This is a genomic window from Psychrobacter sp. TPE 89C (assembly GCF_055522395.1).
Map to the genome: position 1 here is coordinate 14,073 of NZ_JBVFXW010000022.1, position 21,052 is coordinate 35,124.

Consider the following 21,052-nt stretch of genomic DNA (forward strand, 5'->3'; position numbering starts at 1 on the left):
ATGAATTCAACACATTTACCTGGGAGGAGTTTAAACGACCTTCTAATTCGATTAGCCCAAGGTTAATGCTTGAATGACTATTATTAAGCGCCAAGTACATTAGCCATGTTGAGTCTTAAACTTTTAATACGCCAACCATTTGTCGTTCTAACATAATCATTATACTGGTGTTAAGTTTTTGTTTTGTAGAACAGAGTGATTCGCTTATTTTAAAGATTCACGAATGGATTCTTTCCCACTATATAGCTCAAACGTTTTTCCTTTAGTATTATCGGCGTTTAAACAATACGTAATTGTCGCTGCTACATCTTCTCGTGGAATGATTAACTCTTTAAAACTTTCAGCTCTTGTCGTTCTAACTAAACCCGTTCCATTTTCATTGGTTAAACTACCGGGACGTAAAATCGTATACTCTAAACCACTTTCTATTAAATAATAATCCGCAAAATACTTTGCCACCAAATAGGGTTTTATTTCTGATTCAAATTCGTCAGGGTCTTGTGCGCCTAAACCACTTACCATTACAAAATGTTGTATACCTTCCTTTAAAGAATAATCAACTGCTTTTTTTGCTGCCCATAAATCTATTAAAAGTGTTTTATCGTCGCCTGTATTACCGCCAGAACCAGCACTAAATACTACTTTATCGCAGTCCTTAAAAGCGTGTTCAAAATCAGTTTCAAGATCACCAACAACAACCTCTACACCCATATTTTCTAACTTCTCAGCTTGTTGTTTGCTACGAACCATTGCGACAACTGGGCGATCCTGATTGTGAAGCAACTCAACCACTATTTTACCAATCTGGCCATTAGCACCAATAACGAGTATTTTTTTCATTTTTTATACCTTTAAAGCAATTTTTTTAAATTGACCTGCCAAACGATATATAAAAAGGCAGGATCAACTCACATTAGATTAGAAGTCTTGAATTGTTGGTCTGATAATAATTTCGTTAATATCGACATCATCTGGTTGTTCAATCGCATAGGCGACAGCTTTAGCAATAGATAACGCTGGAATAGCGACTTTATAAATATCTTGAACAAATTGAGAGGTGGCTTCATCCGAACTACCGAATTTTAATTCAGAATCAATTAAGCCAGGTGATAATAGCGTTGTACGTATATTGCCACCCACTTCCGCTCTCAATCCTTCTGTTATCGCTTTAACCGCAAATTTTGTACCGCTATAGACAGCCGAACCCGGTGAAACTTTATGTGCAGCAACGGAAGCGAGATTAATAAAGTGACCACTATTTTGTTTGGTAAACACGGGAAGTGCAGCGGCGATACCGTAAAGTACCCCTTTGATATTAATGTCGACCATGCGATCCCATTCATCAACCTTAACCTCAGCCATTGGGGCAATCGACATCAAGCCGGCATTATTGACCATGACATCTAAGCGTCCAAAAGTCTCAATCGCCTTGTCGACAAGCATTTTAACCTGATCGGATTTGGTGACATCCATCGTGACATATTCAGCTTCGCCACCCTCAGCACGAATATCATTTACGATAGCTGCTAGTTTTTCACTACGACGCGCACCCAATACGACTTTAGCGCCTTTTTGAGCAAGAAAACGCGCAGTTGCTTCACCTAAACCACTGCTTCCACCCGTTATAACAATGACTTTATTTTCAATATTTGTATTCATTAGAGATATCCTATTTATTATTCATTCCGAAATGAACAAGCGCTTTTTCTGCAATTTCAACACCATATTCTTGAACAAAGTGTCCTGCTTCTGCAATTTTTAAGGGCTCAGGGCAGCCTTTAATAAAGCTTCTTAAGTACTCCATTGGGCCTTCGCCTAAAGCTGTATCTTTCATGCCAATCGCCATGAAGCTTTGACCGTTCCACTCTTTTGACCAAAACTCTCTTGCGCGTTTTCCAAGCTCAACACCATCCATTGTTGGCTCGACAGGCACCATGGCAGGAAAACGTCTAACGCCTGCTTTATAGCTATTATCTGGAAATGGCGCATCGTAAGCTATAACATCCATGATAGACACTGCTGGTCCTGCGTCACAGGCAAATAAACCACCTACAGGTATTTCAGGGGCATTTGCGCAGAAATCTCGCCACTGATAAAACCCTTCAGGGGCGGTTTCACCCACCGATATTGCCGTGTTCATAACAATCAAATTTTTAAATCGGTCTTGCATATCCATTGGGATCGTTAAGCCTAATAAGCCGCCCCAATCTTGACAGACCAGTGTGATATTTTTCAGATCAAGGCGTTCAATAAATTGCATTAAACTGTCACGGTGAAAATCAAAGGTATAGACCGATTCATCTACTGGTTTATCTGAGCGACCAAAGCCAAAAAGATCAGGTGCAACAACACGATGGCCTGCTCCTGTGAATATTGGGATCATTTTTCTATATAAGTAGCTCCATGAAGGCTCACCGTGTAAACATAAAAAAGTGTTTTCAGATGAGGAATCACCCTCGTCGATGTAGGCCATGCGTAAAGACTCAAAACCAGCTAAATCATCAATGTAGTTAGGTTGGTAAGGAAAGGCCGGTAATACAGAGAATCTTTCTTCTGGTGTTCTTAATGCTTTAATCGTCATAATATTTCTCCTGAAAGTAGTTTACTTGAGTTTGCTTAAGTTAATGTTATCAATGCTAAAATTATTAATTTATAAGTTACTGGGTTTTGCCTAAAAATAGCGATTTAAAAGACAGTCCAGATACGCGCATACTGCCAATGATGTAAACAAAGGCGGTAATAAGATCTATGACTGAAATAAAGATAAATACCTTTGGAGCCAAGCCTAATGAAGCGGCATATGTAACAATGATAAAGCCGACCATTCTTACCAATCCGTTCCAAACAATAAGAGGTGCACGGGTTTTAATGTCTGAAGTAGCCCAAAGTAACGCAGCGCCCATAAGCATAAAAGATACGCCCAATACCACTGTGATAATTAACGTGTCTGCTTGAGGTGCCATCAGCGCTGAAATAATCATGCCTAGTGCGATTGGAAAGTTGAATAGCGCCGTAATTTGTACGAATTTTTTAAACATTTTTAGTTCACTTATTTTACACTTATGAAGCGATCGCTTCAGAATTGAGTTGATTGTGAAGCGATCACTTTGTAATGTCAATAGGGTAAATTGACATTTTGAAGTGACTGCTTCAAAATAGGGTTAATTAATATTATTTTTAAGGGCCACAGAATGAAAGCAGGACGAAAAAGAGCGTTTGATAAAGAGGTCGTTTTAGATAAAGCGATGCGGTTATTTTGGGCCAATGGGTACTCGGGTACTTCTGTTGCTAATCTTTCTTCTGAGCTTGGCATTAATACGTCGAGTTTGTACGGCACGTTTGTCAATAAAGAGCAATTGTTCAAAGATGCTTTGGCACATTATCAAAAACAATATGTAGAAGTTAACTACAGACACCTAGTAGAGCCCTCAGATGCAACATTAAAAGCGCGGTTACAAGCTTGTTTCTATGGACTTATTGAGCTATTCACCAGCGATGAAACGCCCCGTGGATGTTTGCTTGTAAAGAGTTTTAATGAATCAGATAGTGTTGCGTTTCCAGAAGATGCGGTTGTTTATATGAAGAAATTAGGAACAGAAACTCAGCAAACATTGACAGGTTTATTCGCGTCTGACATTGCGAAGACGGATATGCCCCAAGGCCAAACAGCTCAAAAACTGACTAACTATCTTTTATCAGTAAGTTATGGGCTGGCTGTTCAAGCAAAAGTAGGTCTGGTAGAAGATGAATTAAAGTCAGTCCTTGATCATGCTTTGAATTCTATTTTTGGTTACTCTTAATTCAATAATTTAGATTGTTGCATGCATTACAGAATCTATTTTTTAATTAGCCATAAAAAATCAGAATAGACACGATATTTATGAATAACACATTCAAATTTAAGCAATTCATTGTCGTTATGTTACTAACGAGTATTTGGATCCACGTTGCCGAGGTAGCAAGAGCTATTTTAGTCGCATTTCCTATGATGGAGGCCTTCTATGCCGGAAAGTTAGTCGTTGGGCCAATGGCCGTAAGTAATGCTTTGATATGGGGAATATGGGATACGATACTGGCGAGTACCTTGGTATTTATTTACTGGTTGTGCGCTCAAAGCTTTGGTCACAATGTAAAAACAATTGTTATATCAGCCACTGTTACTTGCATGGCAACGCTGGGTGTTTTTTGGATAGGGTCTGTAAACTCAGGATTAGGAACGTGGGAAATGGCAGTTACTTTGGTCCCAATAGCATGGTTTGAAATGCTCATTGGCGAATTTTTAGCCAGTAAATTATATGCGCGTTATCGCTAAAATATAAAGCGAGCTCATATATTTATAAGTCCATATAATGGGCTCTATAGCCAATAGACTATACAAACGAAGATCGACAATATGAACTATAAAGAATTTAATGATTTCTGTCGCGCATTAGAAGCAACCACATATGTGGTCCAATGGCATAATTCTCATGTATGGAAAGTCGGCGGAAAGGTTTTTGCTATCGGAGGATTGGGAAAAGGTGACACCCCTGCATTTATTTTTAAAACATCTGAACTGAATTTTCATTTTCTCAGTGAAATACCTGGCTATAAGCCTGCACCGTATTTTGCTTCTCGTGGAATGAAATGGATACAACACTACGAAAGCATTGATGATAATGATAACGACTTATTATATTACCTTAAAGAATCTTATCGGCTTGTTTCATTAGGCCTGACAAAGAAAAAACAAAAAGAGCTCGGTTTAAACCAAACCCCTTAAAACAGATTTAGATTTGCGCAGATATTCGTTAATTATCGTTTAGGCCAAAATGATTAAAATTAAACACCCTCAAGAGCTAGCGCGTTTACGTCGCCTTGCCCTGTCAGCACAAGGTTTGCTACAAACACAAGCTTTTGGCAGTGGTTTGGCTGGTGCGTGTAATGCAATTAACCATATTGGTTACGTTCAGATTGATGCTATTTCGGTGGTAGAGCGTGCTCATCATCATATTCTTCATTCTAGAGTAGCTAATTTCAAACCCGCTATGACCAATCAGTTATTACTCAATAAGGACATTTTTGAGTACTGGTCTCACGCTGCCGCTTTTTTACCGATTAAAGATTTTCGCTTCTCCTTACCTTATAAACACGCGATTAAAAATGGCCAAATTCATTGGCATAAAGAGCGTGATAGCAAGCTGATGCAAGAATTATTAACACGCATACGTATCGACGGTCCGTTGCGATCTCGAGATTTAGAGTCCAATGCGACAAAACGTGCAGGTTGGTGGGATTGGAAACCTGCGAAAAAGGCACTTGAACAGTTGTATATGGAAGGTGACTTGATGGTTAGCTGCCGTGAAGGTTTCCAAAAAACCTATGATCTAACTGAACGCGTATTACCTTTAGGGGTAAATTTACAAATGCCAACTATGGATGAACTTGCCACACATATTGTTGATCAACAGTTCCGTTGTCTTGGTGTTACCTCGCTGAAAGGATTGACGTATTTACGTCGAGATAACGAACTGCGTAATGCAGTTAAAAACTTGGTCAATGAAAGATTAGCGCAGAACATTTTACAACAAGTGCAAATGAGTACGGGTGAAATATTATTAGTGGAAACCGAGTCGATTGAACGGCCCCTTCCTCGTCTGAATAGTCGAATGTTGATACTTTCGCCATTCGATAATAGTGTCATTCAACGTGATCGGCTCAAGTTGCTTTTTCAATATAACTATCAACTAGAATGTTATGTTCCTGCAGTGAAACGACAGTATGGTTACTTTTGCTTACCGCTACTTTATCGCGATGAATTTGTTGGTCGCATGGATTGTAAAGTGCATAGAAAAACGTCTCATTTAGAGATTAAATCACTACATTTTGAGCAACATAACGTTGATCAAGCGTTAGTCATTACCGCTTTTGTAGACGCCATTATACCATTTTGTAGTTTTCAGCAATGTGACTCCGTTTCTTTAACTGAAGTCTACCCGAAACCGTTAAATGAAAAGTTACAAAGTGCATTAAAATCTATCATTGACGTTAATATAGGACCCATAATATAAGTGCGTTGTTTAAAGATCTTTATTCAAAAAAATTCTATGATTTTTTTGCTCAAGCCTGCAATGAAATTCTTACTGATTTTGATACACAAAAATTTATAACACTGATTTTTTGTGAGCAGTTTGATGGTTATGAATTCAAGCAACGGGTTTCTCATACTACAACGGTTCTACATCAGTTCATGCCAGAACAGTTCGAACAAGCAGCTAAACTTATTCTAACTTTGGTTAAGCACTTTGAAGGCCTTGGTGTTAAAGCAGATAGTTTAGAATATCTGTTCTTACCAGAGTACATCGAGCGATATGGGATTAATGAGTATAGGAGTGCTGTTTCTGCCTTTGAAGTGATCACGCCATTTATCACATGCGAGTTCGCAGTAAGACCCTTTATCGTAAAGTATGAACAGCAAATGTTAGAACAGATGATATTGTGGACTACTCATAAGAATAATAGAGTGCGTCGACTGGCCAGTGAAGGTTCCCGACCAAGATTGCCATGGGGAATCGCATTAATTTCGCTGAAGAAAGAGCCGGCTCCGTTGTTACCTATATTTGACCAGCTAAAAGAAGATGAGTGTGAACTGGTCAGGCGCAGTGTGGCAAATAGTATTAACGACATCGCAAAAGATAATCCTGACTTTGTTATTCACTTTGCTAGGAAGCACTATGGAAAAAGTAAAAACACAGACAGGCTGATTAAACACGCTTGCCGAACGTTGCTAAAAAAAGGAAATCCAGATGTGCTCGAACTTTTTGGATTTAATAGCCGTGATATCAACATATCAGAGTTCTGCCTAAAACAACCTATAATTGAAATTGGCTCTGAACTTGAATTTTCCTTTTCAATTCAAAACAGGAGTTCATTAAGTAAAAAGCTAAGGCTGGAATATGGTATTTACTATCAGAAAAACAACGGAAATTTATCGCGTAAAGTGTTTAAAATCAGCGAGCGGAATATTAGGGCCGATGAAATATATTCGGTAACGAGGAAGCAGAGTTTTAAAGTGGTAACAACCCGCAAGTTATACTCTGGTGCACATCAGGTTTCACTTATCGTCAATGGCAGTGAATTCGAAATTCTGGATTTTGAACTAATAGAGTGATTGTTGTGGTCAATGCCGCTCCTGCTGCTATAGGATCAGCCCCTAAATGTGGCATGGCTGCATGAGTGCCTTATAGTTCCGTTATTGACTGCAATCTCTCCCACAGGTAGGCCTGGCCAGTTATGTAACCCGTAGACGGCGTCCATAGGAAACTTGTCAAACAACCCATCATCAATCATGGCCTTTGCAACACATAAGACCTCTTCAGCAGGTTGAAAGATAAAATAAATGGTGCCGTTAAATTCTTTATGCTGGCTAAGATGCTTTGCCGTACCAAGCAGCACTGACGTGTGACCATCATGACCACAGGCATGCATACAGTTTTCATGAGTGGATTTATAATCAATATCGTTTTGCTCTTTTATTGGTAACGCATCAATATCAGCTCGTATGCCAATAGTAGGACCTCAGCTGTTCTTTAGGATACCGACAACCCCTGTACCACCCAATCCTTGATGCACCTCAACCCCAAAGGATTTTAACTTATCAACAATAAATAATGAGGTATTGAATTCTTTAAAACCAAGCTCTGGTTGACTATGAATCTGCTGACGCCACTGCTTCACTTCACCTAAACTGGATACGGTGTCAGTCTCTCTTAGTCTACTGTTTGTAGCACTTTCACTTGGCTGCCTTGTATCCAAATTAGTTGACCACTACATGTCATATGCCCTGAAAATCTTGCCAATCCCAACCAAGCACCCTGCTCTTTATGATAACCAAGGATTCCTTTAACTATTTTTTCGCACTGTTCGTTATTATAATCAGTCATCACCGGTGCTAATGAAGATTCACGTAATACCAATACCAGCTGATTAATTGCATAAAGCTATGTTATCGGAATAGGCTTGATGCGCTATGCAGACATTAAACGTCTAGGCCACTGTTTGTTTTTATTAAGGTATACTTTTTGATACACCACGGGCACTTCTGCAGAACCAACTAAATAATATACCGACACTGGATTTTATTGCTCCATCATGGGTCAAAGTGCTGCACTTATTCAATGAAACCAAAAACAGAGCAAGAGGAAGCAATGAAAGAGATTAATGGAAAGCGGTTATCCTATCTTTATGAGGCTGTGACTATGGGTACGATCCGAGCTGCATCAGATAAGCTGGATATTGCTCCCTCGGCCATCAGCCGGCAGATATCTCTGTTAGAAAAAGAATTAGCATGCATTCTTATTGAACGGCACCGAAAAGGAGTAACACCCACAGAAGCTGGTAGTATTCTCTTACAGTTTTATCGGGAATCAGTATCCGCTGAAGAAACTTGTGTTTCCAAATTACAGTCGTTGTTGGGATTACAGCGGGGTCATATAAAGTTAGCAATGGGTGATGGTTTTGTTGGGGATTTAATGTTGGGCCCATTATCTGAGTTTGCCTGTCTATATCCGGCGCTAACACTTTCGATCAGTACTGGTGGATCAAACGAGGTGATTCGTCAGGTTGAGGAGGATGAAGCGCACATCGGGCTAGTATTCCATCCTAGCAGTCATCCGCGCATCCGATCACAGGTTATCAGTTGTCAGCCAATGTATATTATTGTTTCGCCCGACCACCCATTGGCCGATCGAAGTAAACCTATGCAGTTAAAGGAGCTTTTGGAATATCCAGTGGGGTTGGCTGAAAGTCATTTTGGCGTGCGTCAGTTACTAGCGATGGCCGAATTTCAACAAAAAATTCGATTTGACCCTATCCTAACCACTGACTCATTCACGGTGCTAAAGAACTTTGCTCGCTCAAATATGGGATTTACCTTTCTACCGTATTTTGTAGTGTCCAAAGAAGTGAAAGACGGACATTTGATAGCAATCCCTATAGACAATACGCTACTGTCAAGCGGTGAAGCTCATATCGTCACTCGATTGGGTCGTCATCTATCCCAAGGCCCTCATGAATTACTACAGCATATGAAGTCATGGATGAAGGCTTTGTAAGCGGGCTACGCGCCAGCAACGTTGAGTTGCTGGACGCTGTTTTGAAATAGCTATTAACATCGAACTGAACGACTTCGCACCTTTTACAGCATAGCCTGGGCTATCATGGCAGAACCCAAGAAAGTGCCTGTAAAAGTAAGCAGCGCAACCACTGCGATTTTAAATCCAGATTTTTTAAACAAAGTCACCTCCATCTGAGAGATTGCAAACCCTGCATAGGCAAGCACAGGCGTAATGAGTTGTAATACGCCAAGCTTTTCTGTTTCTACTAAGACATATTCGCTCATTGGAAACTGTGGCAAAGATATCAAAATGGCCACAATTGATATCCAAGCAATAGCAGGAACATTGACAGGAATGACTTCTTTTAATAAAACGCCAACGATACAACACGCGAACAGAATTAACATGGCAGGTAGAGCAGATATTGGATCAACGCCTTGACCCACCCAATTGCTTAGTAATAGAACGATACAGATAACCGCTAATAGGGATAGAGACTGCTTTACTGATAAAACAGATTGCTCTGGTACCTTTAAACCAAAATCTGTTTGTGTGGCAGTACTGATATCATTATTCTTCTTAAATTTGTTAATAACTTTATATAAAAACTCTGTGAATGGCAGGGCAACAAACAAACTCACGAATAGCCCTGTGGCGTAAGTTAATAGATTAGAGGTCGCTGCAAACGCAGTAATAGTTTCCGCTTGAGCAGGTACCGTTTCTGCGAGCGCTGCTGAACAGGCACCCATCATACTACCACTACCAATACCACAAGCCATAGCGAGCGCTCGAATATCCATGATATCCATAGAAGCAATAATACCCGCCATTAATGAGAAGTAAATCGCGCCAAATAAGGTACCCATTACATAGACACCCATGACACCGATACCTTCGGCGCTCTGTAGTCCATACTTATCAGCAATGAGCGCAATATTTGGTTCACGAGCAATTGAGTGAGTGGCACCAATAGCTTCCCTCCCCATTCCAAATACCAATACCGCAACGGGTAAAGCGATAAGAGCAGTCATTACATTGCCCAATTCTTGTAGTAAAAGAGCGGGACCTGCGGCTATGATTTCTTCAACTTTAGGACCGACACCAACACCAAATTTTGCAATGAAGGGCATGATACTTAAAAGGACGGCGTAGCTTGCAAATTTTGCTCTATCCTTGGAAATTACCGCTTTCATTGAAGGTGTAACGTTGGGGTTCAATAGTAGTGTAAATATGAATGCGTATAGTAAAGGCAGTAAGACTAGTGTACCAATACCAATAGGTATCTTAATGATCCCTATCCATTCTGCAAATAGCGATGTAATAATTACTAGTAAATGCAGTTTCCAATCAAATAAGTGCTTCGTCATTGTACTTGATAGTATAGTGGTATTATTCATAGCAGTTCCTTTTGCATTTGATGATTCCTACGTTTTTTGATTATTTGGTTTATGCAGAAATTTTTGGTAGCTGAGACTCAACTAAAGATACCCATACTTTGATTCCTGTCTCAATAGCATCATCATTAAAATCATAAGCTGCATTGTGTAGTGGTTTGGATGGGCTATTACCATCAACACCTAACCAAAAATAAGCGCCCTTGACGACTTGACTCATGAATGAAAAATCCTCAGAAGCCATTGATGGCTCTACATCAGTGTTTACCTTATCAGCACCCAGCACTTTAGTAGCAGCCTCTTTAATTTCAAGATAGGCTTGGCTGTCATTAGTGGTGACTGGATAGCGAATGTGGTAATCCATCTCGCCTGTGACACCATATAAAGGCGGTAGTGTTGTCACCATTTCTGTCAGCATATCCTGCAGGGACTGGCGTACGTCCATATCAAAGCTACGAACGGTTCCTTTTAGAATGGCGTAATCAGGGATAACATTGGTCGTATCACCACTATTCATCTGCGTGACGCTAATAACACCTGATTTGAGAGGAGATATTCGACGAGAGATAATAGACTGAATATTGGTAATCAATGCCGCTCCTGCTGCTATAGGATCAGCCCCTAAATGTGGCATGGCTGCGTGAGTGCCTTTACCAGTCAAAGTAATCTCAAAGGTATCAAAAGACGCCATCATAGGTCCGTTATTGACTGCAATCTCTCCCACAGGTAGGCCTGGCCAGTTATGTAACCCGTAGACGGCTTCCATAGGGAACTTATCAAACAACCCATCGTCAATCATTGCCTTTGCACCGCCCAAGACCTCTTCAGCAGGTTGAAATATAAAATAAATGGTGCCGTTAAAGTCTTTATGTTGGCTAAGATGCTTTGCCGTACCTAGCAGCACTGAAGTGTGACCATCATGACCACAGGCATGCATACAGTTCTCGTGAGTGGATTTATAATCAATATCGTTTTGCTCTTTTATTGGTAGCGCATCAATATCAGCTCGTATGCCAATAGCGGGGCCTGAGCCATTCTTTAAGATACCGACAACCCCAGTACCACCCAATCCTTGATGCACCTCAATTCCAAAGGATTTTAACTTATCAACAATAAATGATGAAGTCTTGAATTCTTTAAAACCAAGCTCTGGTTGACTATGAATCTGCTGACGCCACTGCTTTACTTCACCTATTAGGGTTTCGTTAATTAACATCTATTTTCTCCTTTAATATAGACAGGTAACACGGTGATATATCGATTGAATCTTTGTTATATTTCCAAACGGAAAACAATAAAATCTGAAACTTGAAAGCTAATTTGAGTAATCTGTTTAAGAAAGCCTAATGCCTGACCTTAAAGCGCCATTAACCAAATGTACTATTGGATTGAATAACCAAATTGAATAGCAGAATCTTTTGCTGTTTCGATCCATACACTTTTGGTCTGTGTATATTCGAGTAAACCTTCGTAGCCACTAGATCGTCCATAGCCGCTCTCACCAAAGCCACCAAACGGCGACATTACATTGATTGCCTTATAACTGTTCACCCAGAACGTGCCCGCATTTACTTGAGCGGCCATCCGATGCGCACGGCCTACATCAGCAGTCCAAACAGCGCCCGCTAAACCAAACCGACTGTCGTTTGCTAACGCTACCGCTTCTTCTTCATCATCAAATGAAATGACAGAAACAACAGGTCCAAAAATCTCTTCCTGTGCAACTCGCATATTATTTTTCACGTTGGCCAATACGGTTGGCTGATAAAAATAACCGTTTTCACCGCCAAAAATTTCACTTGGTTTTCCACCTGCGGCAACAACAGCGCCTTCAGCAATACCATCCGATACTAACGAGTGTACGTGATTGAACTGTTTTTGATTATTGATCGGTCCCACCATCGTGCCTTCCTGCCATGGCAAGCCCACGGGCAACCTACTGGCTGCTGAAGCAACCCGATCCACTACTTCTTGATAGACGTCGCGATGAACCAATAGCCGAGAACCTGATACACAGCTTTGTCCAGCAGCAGCAAACACCGCAGCTTGCGCACCCACTACCGCACGATCAAGATCGGCATCTGGAAAAATAATATTTGCTGACTTGCCACCCAGCTCCAATACGCAAGGGATGACACGTTGCGCAGCTGCCGAAGCAATGAGAGCACCAGTCTGTGGTGAACCCACAAAAACCACTTTTTTGGTTGCCGGATTAGCAATTGCGGCAGTGCCTGTGGTGTGTCCCAGCCCATTAATGACATTGACCAAACCACACGGGATACCTGCTTGCTCAAGAATTTTAACGAGTGCTGTTGAGCTTAGTGGGGTTAATTCAGATGGCTTTAGTAGTACGGCATTTCCTGCACAAATGGCTGGTGCGATTTGCCAGCCTCCGGTAAATATAGGTGCGTTCCAAGGGGTGATTTGAGTCACTACGCCATAAGGTTCATGACGGGTATAGTTCAAGTGAGTGGTTGGTACGGGAATAACCTGTCCCATGATTTTGTCACACCAGCCAGCATAATATTCAAACATCTCTGCAACTTTTGCCACCTCAACTCGGCAATCCCGAATAGGCTTACCTGCAGATATGCACTCTAGGCGTGCCAGAGATTCCGCGGCTTCACGTATTTTCATGCCGCACTTCCACATTAACTGACCTCGTACACTGGCAGTCATTGACCACCATAGTTTTTGAGCGTTAATGGCAGCAGCGGCCGCATCAGCAACAATATCTTTCCCCGCATCACGATAAATTAGAAATGTCTGGCCGGTTGCTGGGTTAATCAGTTCAATACCGTCTCCTTTACCTGTCACCAGCTCTCCATCAATCCAGCTGCCAAATTCAGAAGTACCTAGCAGTTCATTAAGCAATAGTTCAACTTGCTGCTCACCATTTCCTTCTACTATAAAACTCATGATCTACTCTCCCAAGCTGGTATTTTTGATAATGCAGTTAAAATCATCCTGATCAGGTATGTTTTCTTCGCTCTGCGCCCAAATCTCAGCTACCTGTTCGGCCAAAGGTAATTCTAATCCCATCTCACCGATCATATTTTTTGCCAAACGCACATCTTTGCGCATCAGCTGCATCGTAAAACCGGAATCAAAACTTTGATTGAGAATCCAACGAGGGAAGTTAACCTCACTGATTGCGCTACGACCTGAACCAGCGTTCAAACCAGCAATAAGGTCTTCAGGATCAAGTCCTGCCTTGGTGCCCAAAGCGACTGCTTCGGCAGTGGTCACTAGATGCGCAGCACAAAGTAGATTATTGATCAGTTTGGCCGCATGTCCGTTACCAGACTTTCCCATGTAGACCACTTTTGAGCTTAGCGCATCCAAATACAACTTGGCACGTTCAAGTGAACTCCTTTCACCACCAACAACCATCACCATAGTGCCGGCTTCAGCGCCCGCTGGACCGCCACTAACAGGGCAGTCTAATAACTGATGGCCTAACTGATTCAGCTCTACCCATAGTGCACGTGTCACCTCTGGTTCTGAGGTAGAAGTATCAATAATCAGGGTATTGGGCTGAGCACAGTCAATAATGCCATCTTTGCCTTTAACAACTGCTTGTACATGCTTTGCCATAGGCAGAGATAGAATGATGACACTAGATTCAGCACACAGCGCTTTAATGTCTGCAACAACAGTCACGCCGATATCCTTGGCAGATTGACGTTGGGCTTCTCCTATGTCCGTGCCGAACACACTAAAACCCTCGCGGAGCAAAGACTGAGCCATACCGTTACCCATACGGCCTAATCCGATGATGCCTAAAGTATTTTTATTCATACCTGTCCCTTTATTTTTGTATCTTTTGTCAGTTTTATTGTAACCAATCAAACATTAAGAAGAACTACAGTGAATAGAGTTTTGTGTTCTAAAAAAGGCAACACTAACGTCAGCAACGAGACAGTTTTCTCTTCACTTCATTTTGTTATTTATGGAAATTGGTGAGACGTTGCTAAAATAGCTGGCATAGATTTACTTTAACGGATTAATGACTTGGCTTTGGTAACGCTGTCCTTTCGGTCTTGGTGGGCGGATTTTTTGTGTGGATGAGGTTGCCTAGATAAATACGGAGACCGAGTACAAGATCCAGAGAATTACCAGCTCAGTTGCCTTAGTTAGCCAATCAAGGTAATGACACATCTCAAATAGTATAGAGGTACGGCGGGATGATGAAGAATCTTAAAGGTGGGACGAAGCCCTTGGTTGCGGTTGTATTCAGGGAGATATTGTGGATCGTCCATATGGTGAGTATTTTTTCCAGCGTATTCCTCTCACAAAGCTTATTGGGGTAAACGATAGTTGTGACAATTTTGGAAAATAATCGAAGTCGACAAAAACCTATTTTCGAGACTTACGACTTAATATTCGATTTTCATAAAGATAGTTGGCGTTATCACTCGTTTGCCAAAGCTGTTTGGGATTCAAAGGATCATCCTTATCCATCGATATATATTCACTTAAATGCAAGATAAACCTGAATTCTTTAATAAAATTTGAGCCTCAATATAGTGGAGAGTTGGTTTTTGAGCATAATTAAGTACTTTTATTCATATTATATTTCGATAGAGGGTCACTATCTCATAGCTCATACTACGTCCTGAAGCCTCAGATTATCTTTGCATCATCCCCTTCTCTATCAAATCATTAAATCTTGTAGTAACTAATTCTCTCATCACTGTAGAAAACAGGCTAGACCATAGTCTATTTTTTGGTCCTCAAACTATAGATATCTAATACTATCACCGACTAAATAGTCTCCATTTCTGTATCAATCTCAAAAGTAGCAGCTAGTCCTCCTGTCACCTTTCTCTGAATATCAAGCAAGAGAAGGCTCTACTTACTTATCATTTAGGGATTCACTTTCAATATTTTGGTCTAATCTGATAGTAGAGTGGAGGTAAAAATACTATAAAAATGCAGTGCCCAAATACGAGTTAAATATTAATTTACATCAATATAATACCGATATATAATTACCAACATAGGCTACATCCCTTTATCTACGGTTTATGTAGAATTAAATCATTTAAAATAATTTGGTCGATCTACCTTGACATGATAGAGGTCAGCAGTTCGAATCTACTTATGCCTACCAAATTTAGAAAGCCCCGATCTCACGATTGGGGCTTTTTTTTGTCTGTAATATATACGGAACTTCAAACCCAAAAGACATAATCCAATGACTTTATTTGCTTTGTATTACCTTCCAACTCAGTTAGCTACATACGGACTTGCCATTTTGGCTGCATAACTTGTTACTTCATTACTTTTGATACAGTATAGCCAACAGTTGAAATGAGCAACCAAGATGAGCCGTGATATAATGCCTTAATAATCGATATTTTATGAAAGGCTTACATTATGGCTCGTACCGCTAGCGCATTACACATTTTAGTAAAACACAAAGAAGTGGCTGAGGACATTATTGTCAAGCTCAAAAAAGGTGCTAAGTTTGATGTGCTGGCTAAAAAGCATTCAAACTGCCCATCAGGTAAGAAAGGTGGCAGCTTAGGCGAATTTCAAAAAGGCGACATGGTGCCAGCATTTGATAAAGTCTGCTTCAACAGTGAACTCTACACCCCGCATTTAGTAAAAACCAAATTTGGCTGGCACGTGGTTAAAGTGCTTTATAGAACATAAGTGTTAGAGTCGGAGCTTTGATTGCAATCTAACTGAAGTATGTCCTGAACATCATTCAGACCCATATTTCAAATAACTGTATTTAAAATGTCTGTATTTAAAATGTCTGTATTTAAAATGACAGTAATCTTCTGATTGCATATCAGTTATAAAAAACTAATGAACCCGCTATGATATCTATTCATAGCGGGTTCATTAGTTTTTACGGTCTTCAAAGCTAAGATTTATTAGCCAAACACTTTTAAGCGACTGTCTACAGGCTTAAACGCTTTGTCACCTGCAGGCTGCTCGATCGCACCAAATACCATCTGTGCAACCAACTCCCAGTCCTTATCCACATTCCAAGTGTTGGCAACTTGACTATCAATAATAGGATTATAATGCTGTAAGTTTGCACCGATATCTAAACTGGATAATGCCATCCAGATCATATATTGATGCATGGCACTGGTATGTTCAGACCACACTGGGAATTTGTCAGCATATAACGGTGCTGCTTCTTGTAAACCTTTAACCACTGCATGATCTTCAAAGAATAATATGGTACCTGCACCCGCTTTAAAACTATCAATTTTTTGCTTAGTTGACACAAACTTCTCATCGTCATTAACGATATCACGTAAGGTATCTTCCGTCATTTGCCATAGCTTTTGATGCTCATCACCGAACAACACGATAACGCGCGTTGACTGTGAGTTGAACGCTGATGGCGTGTGCAGAATAGCATGCTCAACCAATTTTACTACTTCATCATTCGATACTGGCAATTGATTGCTTAGCGCGTAAATAGAACGGCGTTTTTCTGCTAATTGCTGTAAATCTCGTAAATTTGACATGGTTTTCTCCAGTAGTTTTTATGAATTAAAATTAAATATTGGTGCATTAGGATAAATAGCCATTAGCCTTTGAAACCAAGATGCCGTATTCAAAGCCTGGTGCTAGGTTCAATCTCGCCATTTAACATTTTGTGTATTATAAATAATGAGCATAGAAAATTATTAAGCAGTTATCGGTACTTCCATGAGTAACACTTTGGCGTCTTCTTCGATATCCACAGTGAACTGCTGAGTACCCCAAATACCAAGCGCATCTCTAGTGTCTAATGTCTTACCATCTACAGTGGCTTTTCCACTAATGACAAAGAGATAAACCCCATTATTAGCATCTTTTAGCTGATAAGACGCTGTCACGCCGTTATCAAAGTCACCCATACTGAACCATGCATTTTGGTGAATCCAGACACCTGCATCGTCAGCGTTTGGCGATAGCACTTGGTTGAACATATTCGGCTGCATGATATCACCCATGCGCATTTGCTGATAGCGAGGGGTGGCGTTAATTTTATTAGGGAGCACCCATATTTGCAAAAACTGCACAGCCTCATAAGCATTACCATTCATCTCACTATGAGTAATGCCCGTGCCAGCTGACATGACTTGTATTTCACCCGTTGCAATAATGCCTTCATTACCGATGTTATCGCCATGACTGAGCTTACCTGATAAGGGAATAGTAATAATTTCCATATCACGGTGTGAGTGCTTACCAAAACCTTGCCCGCCAATCACAAAGTCATCATTAATGACACGTAGCGCGCCAAAGCCCATACGTTCTGGATTGTAATAATCAGCAAAGCTAAAGGTATGGTTGCTTTTTAGCCAGCCATGATTGGCATTGCCACGAGAGTCTGCTGCATGATAGATGGTTTGCATCATTTATCCTTAGTTATTAACTTATTGATTAACTGAGTTATTCAGAAGTTAAATAACGATAAATACTGATTAGTTAACTTATTTAAGTTATGAATATATTATAATTGTTGTCTAGCCATAGATAAACATCGATAATTGCAAATGTAAGTTCTCATTTAAAGAACAATTAAGGGGTGGCTAAAATGGGACAACTAGAAGACATGGCAATTTTTGTACGCATTGTCGAAGCAGGCAGCATTACCAAAGCCGCAGAGCAGTTAAATATCGCCAAGTCCGCTGTCAGCCGCCGTCTCAAGGAGTTAGAGACGCGCCTAGGCAGTCAGTTAATCAGCCGAACCACACGCCAATCGAAATTGACGCAAGCAGGTGAGCAGTATTACCAAAAGGTGAGCAACATACTGAATGAGGTTGATGCACTGAATGAAGCGTCTAGTGGTGCGCCGACTCGTATCGAGGGCACATTAAAGATGACCGCACCATTATCATTTGGCTTACTTCATTTAAAGGATGTCATTGATGAATACGCCAATCAACACCCCAATCTCAATTTTGAGTTGGATTTTTCGGATCGGTATACAGACTTAGTTGAAGAAGGGTTTGAGCTGGCCATTCGTATTGGAGAAATGCAAGATTCTAGCTATCAGGCCAAACGTCTATCATTAATTCGTCATACCCTATGCGCCAGCCCTGAGTATCTAGATAAAATGGGCACACCTAAAACGGTAGAAGATTTAGCGGATCATGAATTTTTGCAATACAGTCTGAGTAAATCCAACACAATAGAATTGATAGATGAGCAAGGCAAAAGGCATCAAGTGGAAATGAATTCAAAAATAAAAATAAATAATGGTGATTTTATGCGTGAAATGGCAGTAAAAGGCCATGGCATTATCTTTTTGCCAACCTTTATCGCTTACCAAGCCGTAGCTAGTGGCGAGCTAAGGCCCATCTTGCAACAATATGAGCTACCCACGCTAACTGCCTATGCAGTCTATCCGAAAAACAGATTTTTATCTCAGCGATGCCGCTATTTTATTGATTTTATTGCTGAGCGTTTCGGTGATAATCCCTATTGGGATGAGTGCTAGCCTTTCCAGTTCATCAAGTTAAAGCACAAGAAGCTCAATAAACTTAAAGAAGACAATTCGAATTTGTAGTAACTTCTAACTCAAAAACATCTTGAATGTAGGTGAATTCAAATAAGTTCAACACAAGGAAACCGAGTGCAAGTTATATATTAGTATGGTTAGCAAGGATGACGATGGAGCGGATTTATATGGATTTGACTTTGCTTAGATGCGATTTGCTATTTTAAGCGGATTCGTATTCTTTGCAGACACGCCAGATATGATTTATTTAATTGGAGTGGTCTTAATTATTGTAGCGGGGATTATCTCTGTACGACAGTTATTGTCTTATTCACTTGAGCGTTTTTTAAACAGGTCTATAACTGGAGGTAGACCATTTTTGGATATTTAAGCTTACGTCAGTTAGATCAACATCGAAGGCATCCGCTGTTGGTTGACTGGCAACAGTTATAAGATCAATAGCGGATGCAGTGGTGTCTTCAGTGCTATCAACCCTAATACCTCCTATTGTTAAGCTGGTTTTGTCGTTTGCAAAAATATATCCCGAGATGGTTCCCAAATCTTCTTGCATAGATGAGATAGCGTTATTAGCCGCTAACTTGGCAGGTACATCATCAAAGGTTACAGTAATCTTGTCTGTGCTGCCATTGCCAACGGTCACAGTATAAGTCAGGTTTGGTACAGTGCCTGCGTAACCATCGTTTGGCACAAAGGTTAACGTGCCATCATTGGTAATAGTGATGATGCCGACATTTGGAATAGTCGCCGTATCACCTGTTTGATAAACTGTGGTATAGCCTTCAATCGTAAACCCCTCTACGCTTAATGGATTACTTTCTGAATCGGTATTATTGCCAAGAAGTTTTATCTCAACTGGCATATTACGTGCCGTCGTCACACGGTTACCATTGGCAACTGCTGATTGTTTTGAAGCTGCAGATACGTCATTGAAAATTATAGTGCCTTTATCGCGGTCTCCGTGGCCACCCGTCATAGTGTAGGTCACGTCTGGTACAGCGCCTGCGTAACCTTCATTTGGCGTAAAGGTTAGCATGCCATCAGTGGTAATGCTTAAGGTGCCAATGTTTGGAACCGTTGCCGTGTCACCTGGTTGATAAACCGTGGTATAGCCGTCAATCGTGAACTCCTCTATGCTTAATAGATCGCTGTCTGCACCAGTGTCGTTGCTAACTATGTCTGTCAAAACTGGCCTATGACAGGTGGTCGTCACACTGTTGTTACGAGAAAACAGCGTATTATTGTCATTAAAATCGTTGCTATTGCTATGACTGCTATTAGCGACTAAGCCTACTGGCTCAGTCGCAGCTGCTGTCTGCATCCGCCAAGGTATCGCTGCCGCAGGACATTCTATATCCCTTAATGCCTGCCCTTCTTCACTACCTATTACCAGCTGTGTTAGGCACTCAAAGGTATCACCGATATCTGATATATGGTAATACTTGCCATCTTCGGTCATTAGTTGTACTTGGTCTACAATCTGAGTCCTGTTATTAGTTTTGACTATAGTATTCATATACTTATATTTACCTTTTATTTTTTAAGTCAAATAATACAGATTAAGATATAGCTGAATTCAAATAATTTCGACACAAGGAAGCCGAACGCAAGCTATACACTAGTATGGTTAGCAAGGATGACGATGGAGCGGATTTATATGGATTTGACTATATATTCACATTAGACAATCAGCTGCGGTATCTTATTAAGCCGCTTGCATAAGTCATCATCAGTTCTGATAACTCTACTAGCATTAGTCAGTGAACGAATGTTTTCGTGAAAGTATGGATTATAAGAGACGTACTACTACTTGATAACCTCTTTAATACAAGTTAACTCGCAAGCGGACAACGCCATATTATATTGACTCGAAATGCAACAAATAACTGAAAAATCCCAGTAGTAAAGAAGCAACACTACAATCAATATAAGTGACGTTTGTCATGTTTTTATTGTCAGCATAGTGAAACTTATTATTAAAAACCCCATTAAAAAAGCCACTTAAAAATAAGTGGCTTTTTTAATGGGGTTTTACGCAATTTGGATCAATCAAGGTGTCTTGGCGTGAATACTGATTCAATCTA

The 21,052-nt window shown here is 40.5% G+C and carries 21 protein-coding genes; 8 read left to right on the top strand and 13 right to left on the bottom strand.

Annotation, left to right across the window (positions count from 1 at the left end):
• Positions 1 to 204: 204 nt before the first annotated feature.
• From ACZW67_RS08170 to ACZW67_RS08185, 4 genes are all read right to left on the bottom strand, one after another.
• The gene (locus tag ACZW67_RS08170; protein WP_465182855.1) at positions 205 to 840 is read right to left on the bottom strand and encodes an SDR family oxidoreductase; all 636 of its coding nucleotides are present in this window, start codon (positions 838 to 840) and stop codon (positions 205 to 207) included.
• 78 nt (positions 841 to 918) lie between these two features.
• Positions 919 to 1,659 (bottom strand): SDR family oxidoreductase, encoded by a 741-nt coding sequence (locus ACZW67_RS08175; protein WP_465182856.1) that lies wholly within the window; start codon positions 1,657 to 1,659, stop codon positions 919 to 921.
• Positions 1,660 to 1,669: 10 nt separating this feature from the next.
• Positions 1,670 to 2,581 (bottom strand): haloalkane dehalogenase, encoded by a 912-nt coding sequence (locus ACZW67_RS08180; RefSeq protein ID WP_465182857.1) that lies wholly within the window; start codon positions 2,579 to 2,581, stop codon positions 1,670 to 1,672.
• 76 nt (positions 2,582 to 2,657) lie between these two features.
• On the bottom strand, positions 2,658 to 3,038 hold the full coding sequence (locus ACZW67_RS08185; RefSeq protein WP_133011389.1) for a hypothetical protein: 381 nt from the start codon (positions 3,036 to 3,038) through the stop codon (positions 2,658 to 2,660).
• Between the two features lie 153 nt (positions 3,039 to 3,191).
• Between ACZW67_RS08185 and ACZW67_RS08190 the strand changes: the two genes are divergently transcribed.
• From ACZW67_RS08190 to ACZW67_RS08210, 5 genes are all read left to right on the top strand, one after another.
• Positions 3,192 to 3,800 (top strand): TetR/AcrR family transcriptional regulator, encoded by a 609-nt coding sequence (locus ACZW67_RS08190; protein WP_110924244.1) that lies wholly within the window; start codon positions 3,192 to 3,194, stop codon positions 3,798 to 3,800.
• An 80-nt stretch (positions 3,801 to 3,880) separates the two neighbouring features.
• Positions 3,881 to 4,312 carry a hypothetical protein gene (locus tag ACZW67_RS08195; RefSeq protein ID WP_465182858.1) on the top strand — a complete coding sequence of 144 codons (432 nt, stop codon included), beginning with the start codon at positions 3,881 to 3,883 and terminating at the stop codon, positions 4,310 to 4,312.
• Positions 4,313 to 4,393: 81 nt separating this feature from the next.
• The gene (locus ACZW67_RS08200; protein WP_465182859.1) at positions 4,394 to 4,762 is read left to right on the top strand and encodes an MmcQ/YjbR family DNA-binding protein; all 369 of its coding nucleotides are present in this window, start codon (positions 4,394 to 4,396) and stop codon (positions 4,760 to 4,762) included.
• Between the two features lie 49 nt (positions 4,763 to 4,811).
• The gene (locus ACZW67_RS08205; protein WP_465182860.1) at positions 4,812 to 6,050 is read left to right on the top strand and encodes a winged helix-turn-helix domain-containing protein; all 1,239 of its coding nucleotides are present in this window, start codon (positions 4,812 to 4,814) and stop codon (positions 6,048 to 6,050) included.
• A gap of 5 nt (positions 6,051 to 6,055) precedes the next feature.
• Entirely contained in the window at positions 6,056 to 7,150 is a 1,095-nt protein-coding gene (locus tag ACZW67_RS08210; protein ID WP_465182861.1) for a DNA alkylation repair protein, read from the top strand.
• A 35-nt stretch (positions 7,151 to 7,185) separates the two neighbouring features.
• Here the strand turns inward: ACZW67_RS08210 and ACZW67_RS08215 are convergent, their stop codons facing one another.
• A complete protein-coding gene (locus ACZW67_RS08215; RefSeq protein ID WP_425450614.1) occupies positions 7,186 to 7,548 on the bottom strand; it encodes a M20/M25/M40 family metallo-hydrolase in 363 nt (120 codons plus the stop codon).
• Between the two features lie 9 nt (positions 7,549 to 7,557).
• Complete coding sequence (locus ACZW67_RS08220; protein WP_245905731.1) at positions 7,558 to 7,794, bottom strand: hypothetical protein; 237 nt, start codon at positions 7,792 to 7,794, stop codon at positions 7,558 to 7,560.
• A 392-nt stretch (positions 7,795 to 8,186) separates the two neighbouring features.
• Between ACZW67_RS08220 and ACZW67_RS08225 the strand changes: the two genes are divergently transcribed.
• Positions 8,187 to 9,092, top strand: coding sequence for a LysR family transcriptional regulator (locus tag ACZW67_RS08225; RefSeq protein ID WP_465182862.1), 906 nt, complete (start codon positions 8,187 to 8,189; stop codon positions 9,090 to 9,092).
• Positions 9,093 to 9,175: 83 nt separating this feature from the next.
• Here ACZW67_RS08225 and ACZW67_RS08230 read toward each other — a convergent pair whose 3' ends face one another.
• The 4 genes from ACZW67_RS08230 to ACZW67_RS08245 all read right to left on the bottom strand — a co-directional run bounded on the left by ACZW67_RS08230 (position 9,176) and on the right by ACZW67_RS08245 (position 14,341).
• The gene (locus ACZW67_RS08230; RefSeq protein WP_465182863.1) at positions 9,176 to 10,492 is read right to left on the bottom strand and encodes a DUF3100 domain-containing protein; all 1,317 of its coding nucleotides are present in this window, start codon (positions 10,490 to 10,492) and stop codon (positions 9,176 to 9,178) included.
• A gap of 49 nt (positions 10,493 to 10,541) precedes the next feature.
• Positions 10,542 to 11,705 (bottom strand): M20 aminoacylase family protein, encoded by a 1,164-nt coding sequence (locus ACZW67_RS08235; protein WP_465182864.1) that lies wholly within the window; start codon positions 11,703 to 11,705, stop codon positions 10,542 to 10,544.
• Positions 11,706 to 11,869: 164 nt separating this feature from the next.
• Positions 11,870 to 13,408 carry an aldehyde dehydrogenase family protein gene (locus ACZW67_RS08240; protein WP_465182865.1) on the bottom strand — a complete coding sequence of 513 codons (1,539 nt, stop codon included), beginning with the start codon at positions 13,406 to 13,408 and terminating at the stop codon, positions 11,870 to 11,872.
• Positions 13,409 to 13,411: 3 nt separating this feature from the next.
• Positions 13,412 to 14,341, bottom strand: coding sequence for an NAD(P)-dependent oxidoreductase (locus ACZW67_RS08245; protein ID WP_281269563.1), 930 nt, complete (start codon positions 14,339 to 14,341; stop codon positions 13,412 to 13,414).
• A gap of 1,530 nt (positions 14,342 to 15,871) precedes the next feature.
• Here ACZW67_RS08245 and ACZW67_RS08250 point away from each other — a divergent pair.
• Positions 15,872 to 16,150 (top strand): peptidylprolyl isomerase, encoded by a 279-nt coding sequence (locus ACZW67_RS08250; protein ID WP_110924258.1) that lies wholly within the window; start codon positions 15,872 to 15,874, stop codon positions 16,148 to 16,150.
• Positions 16,151 to 16,377: 227 nt separating this feature from the next.
• Here the strand turns inward: ACZW67_RS08250 and ACZW67_RS08255 are convergent, their stop codons facing one another.
• The gene (locus ACZW67_RS08255; protein WP_465182866.1) at positions 16,378 to 16,986 is read right to left on the bottom strand and encodes a nitroreductase family protein; all 609 of its coding nucleotides are present in this window, start codon (positions 16,984 to 16,986) and stop codon (positions 16,378 to 16,380) included.
• Between the two features lie 162 nt (positions 16,987 to 17,148).
• A complete protein-coding gene (locus tag ACZW67_RS08260) occupies positions 17,149 to 17,862 on the bottom strand; it encodes a pirin family protein (protein ID WP_465182867.1) in 714 nt (237 codons plus the stop codon).
• 182 nt (positions 17,863 to 18,044) lie between these two features.
• Here ACZW67_RS08260 and ACZW67_RS08265 point away from each other — a divergent pair, with 182 nt between their 5' ends.
• Positions 18,045 to 18,950, top strand: coding sequence for a LysR family transcriptional regulator (locus ACZW67_RS08265; RefSeq protein WP_465182868.1), 906 nt, complete (start codon positions 18,045 to 18,047; stop codon positions 18,948 to 18,950).
• Positions 18,951 to 19,296: 346 nt separating this feature from the next.
• Here ACZW67_RS08265 and ACZW67_RS08270 read toward each other — a convergent pair whose 3' ends face one another.
• Positions 19,297 to 20,484: an Ig-like domain-containing protein gene (locus ACZW67_RS08270; RefSeq protein WP_465182869.1), complete on the bottom strand. Its 1,188-nt coding sequence runs from the start codon at positions 20,482 to 20,484 to the stop codon at positions 19,297 to 19,299.
• Between the last annotated feature and the right edge of the window lie 568 nt (positions 20,485 to 21,052).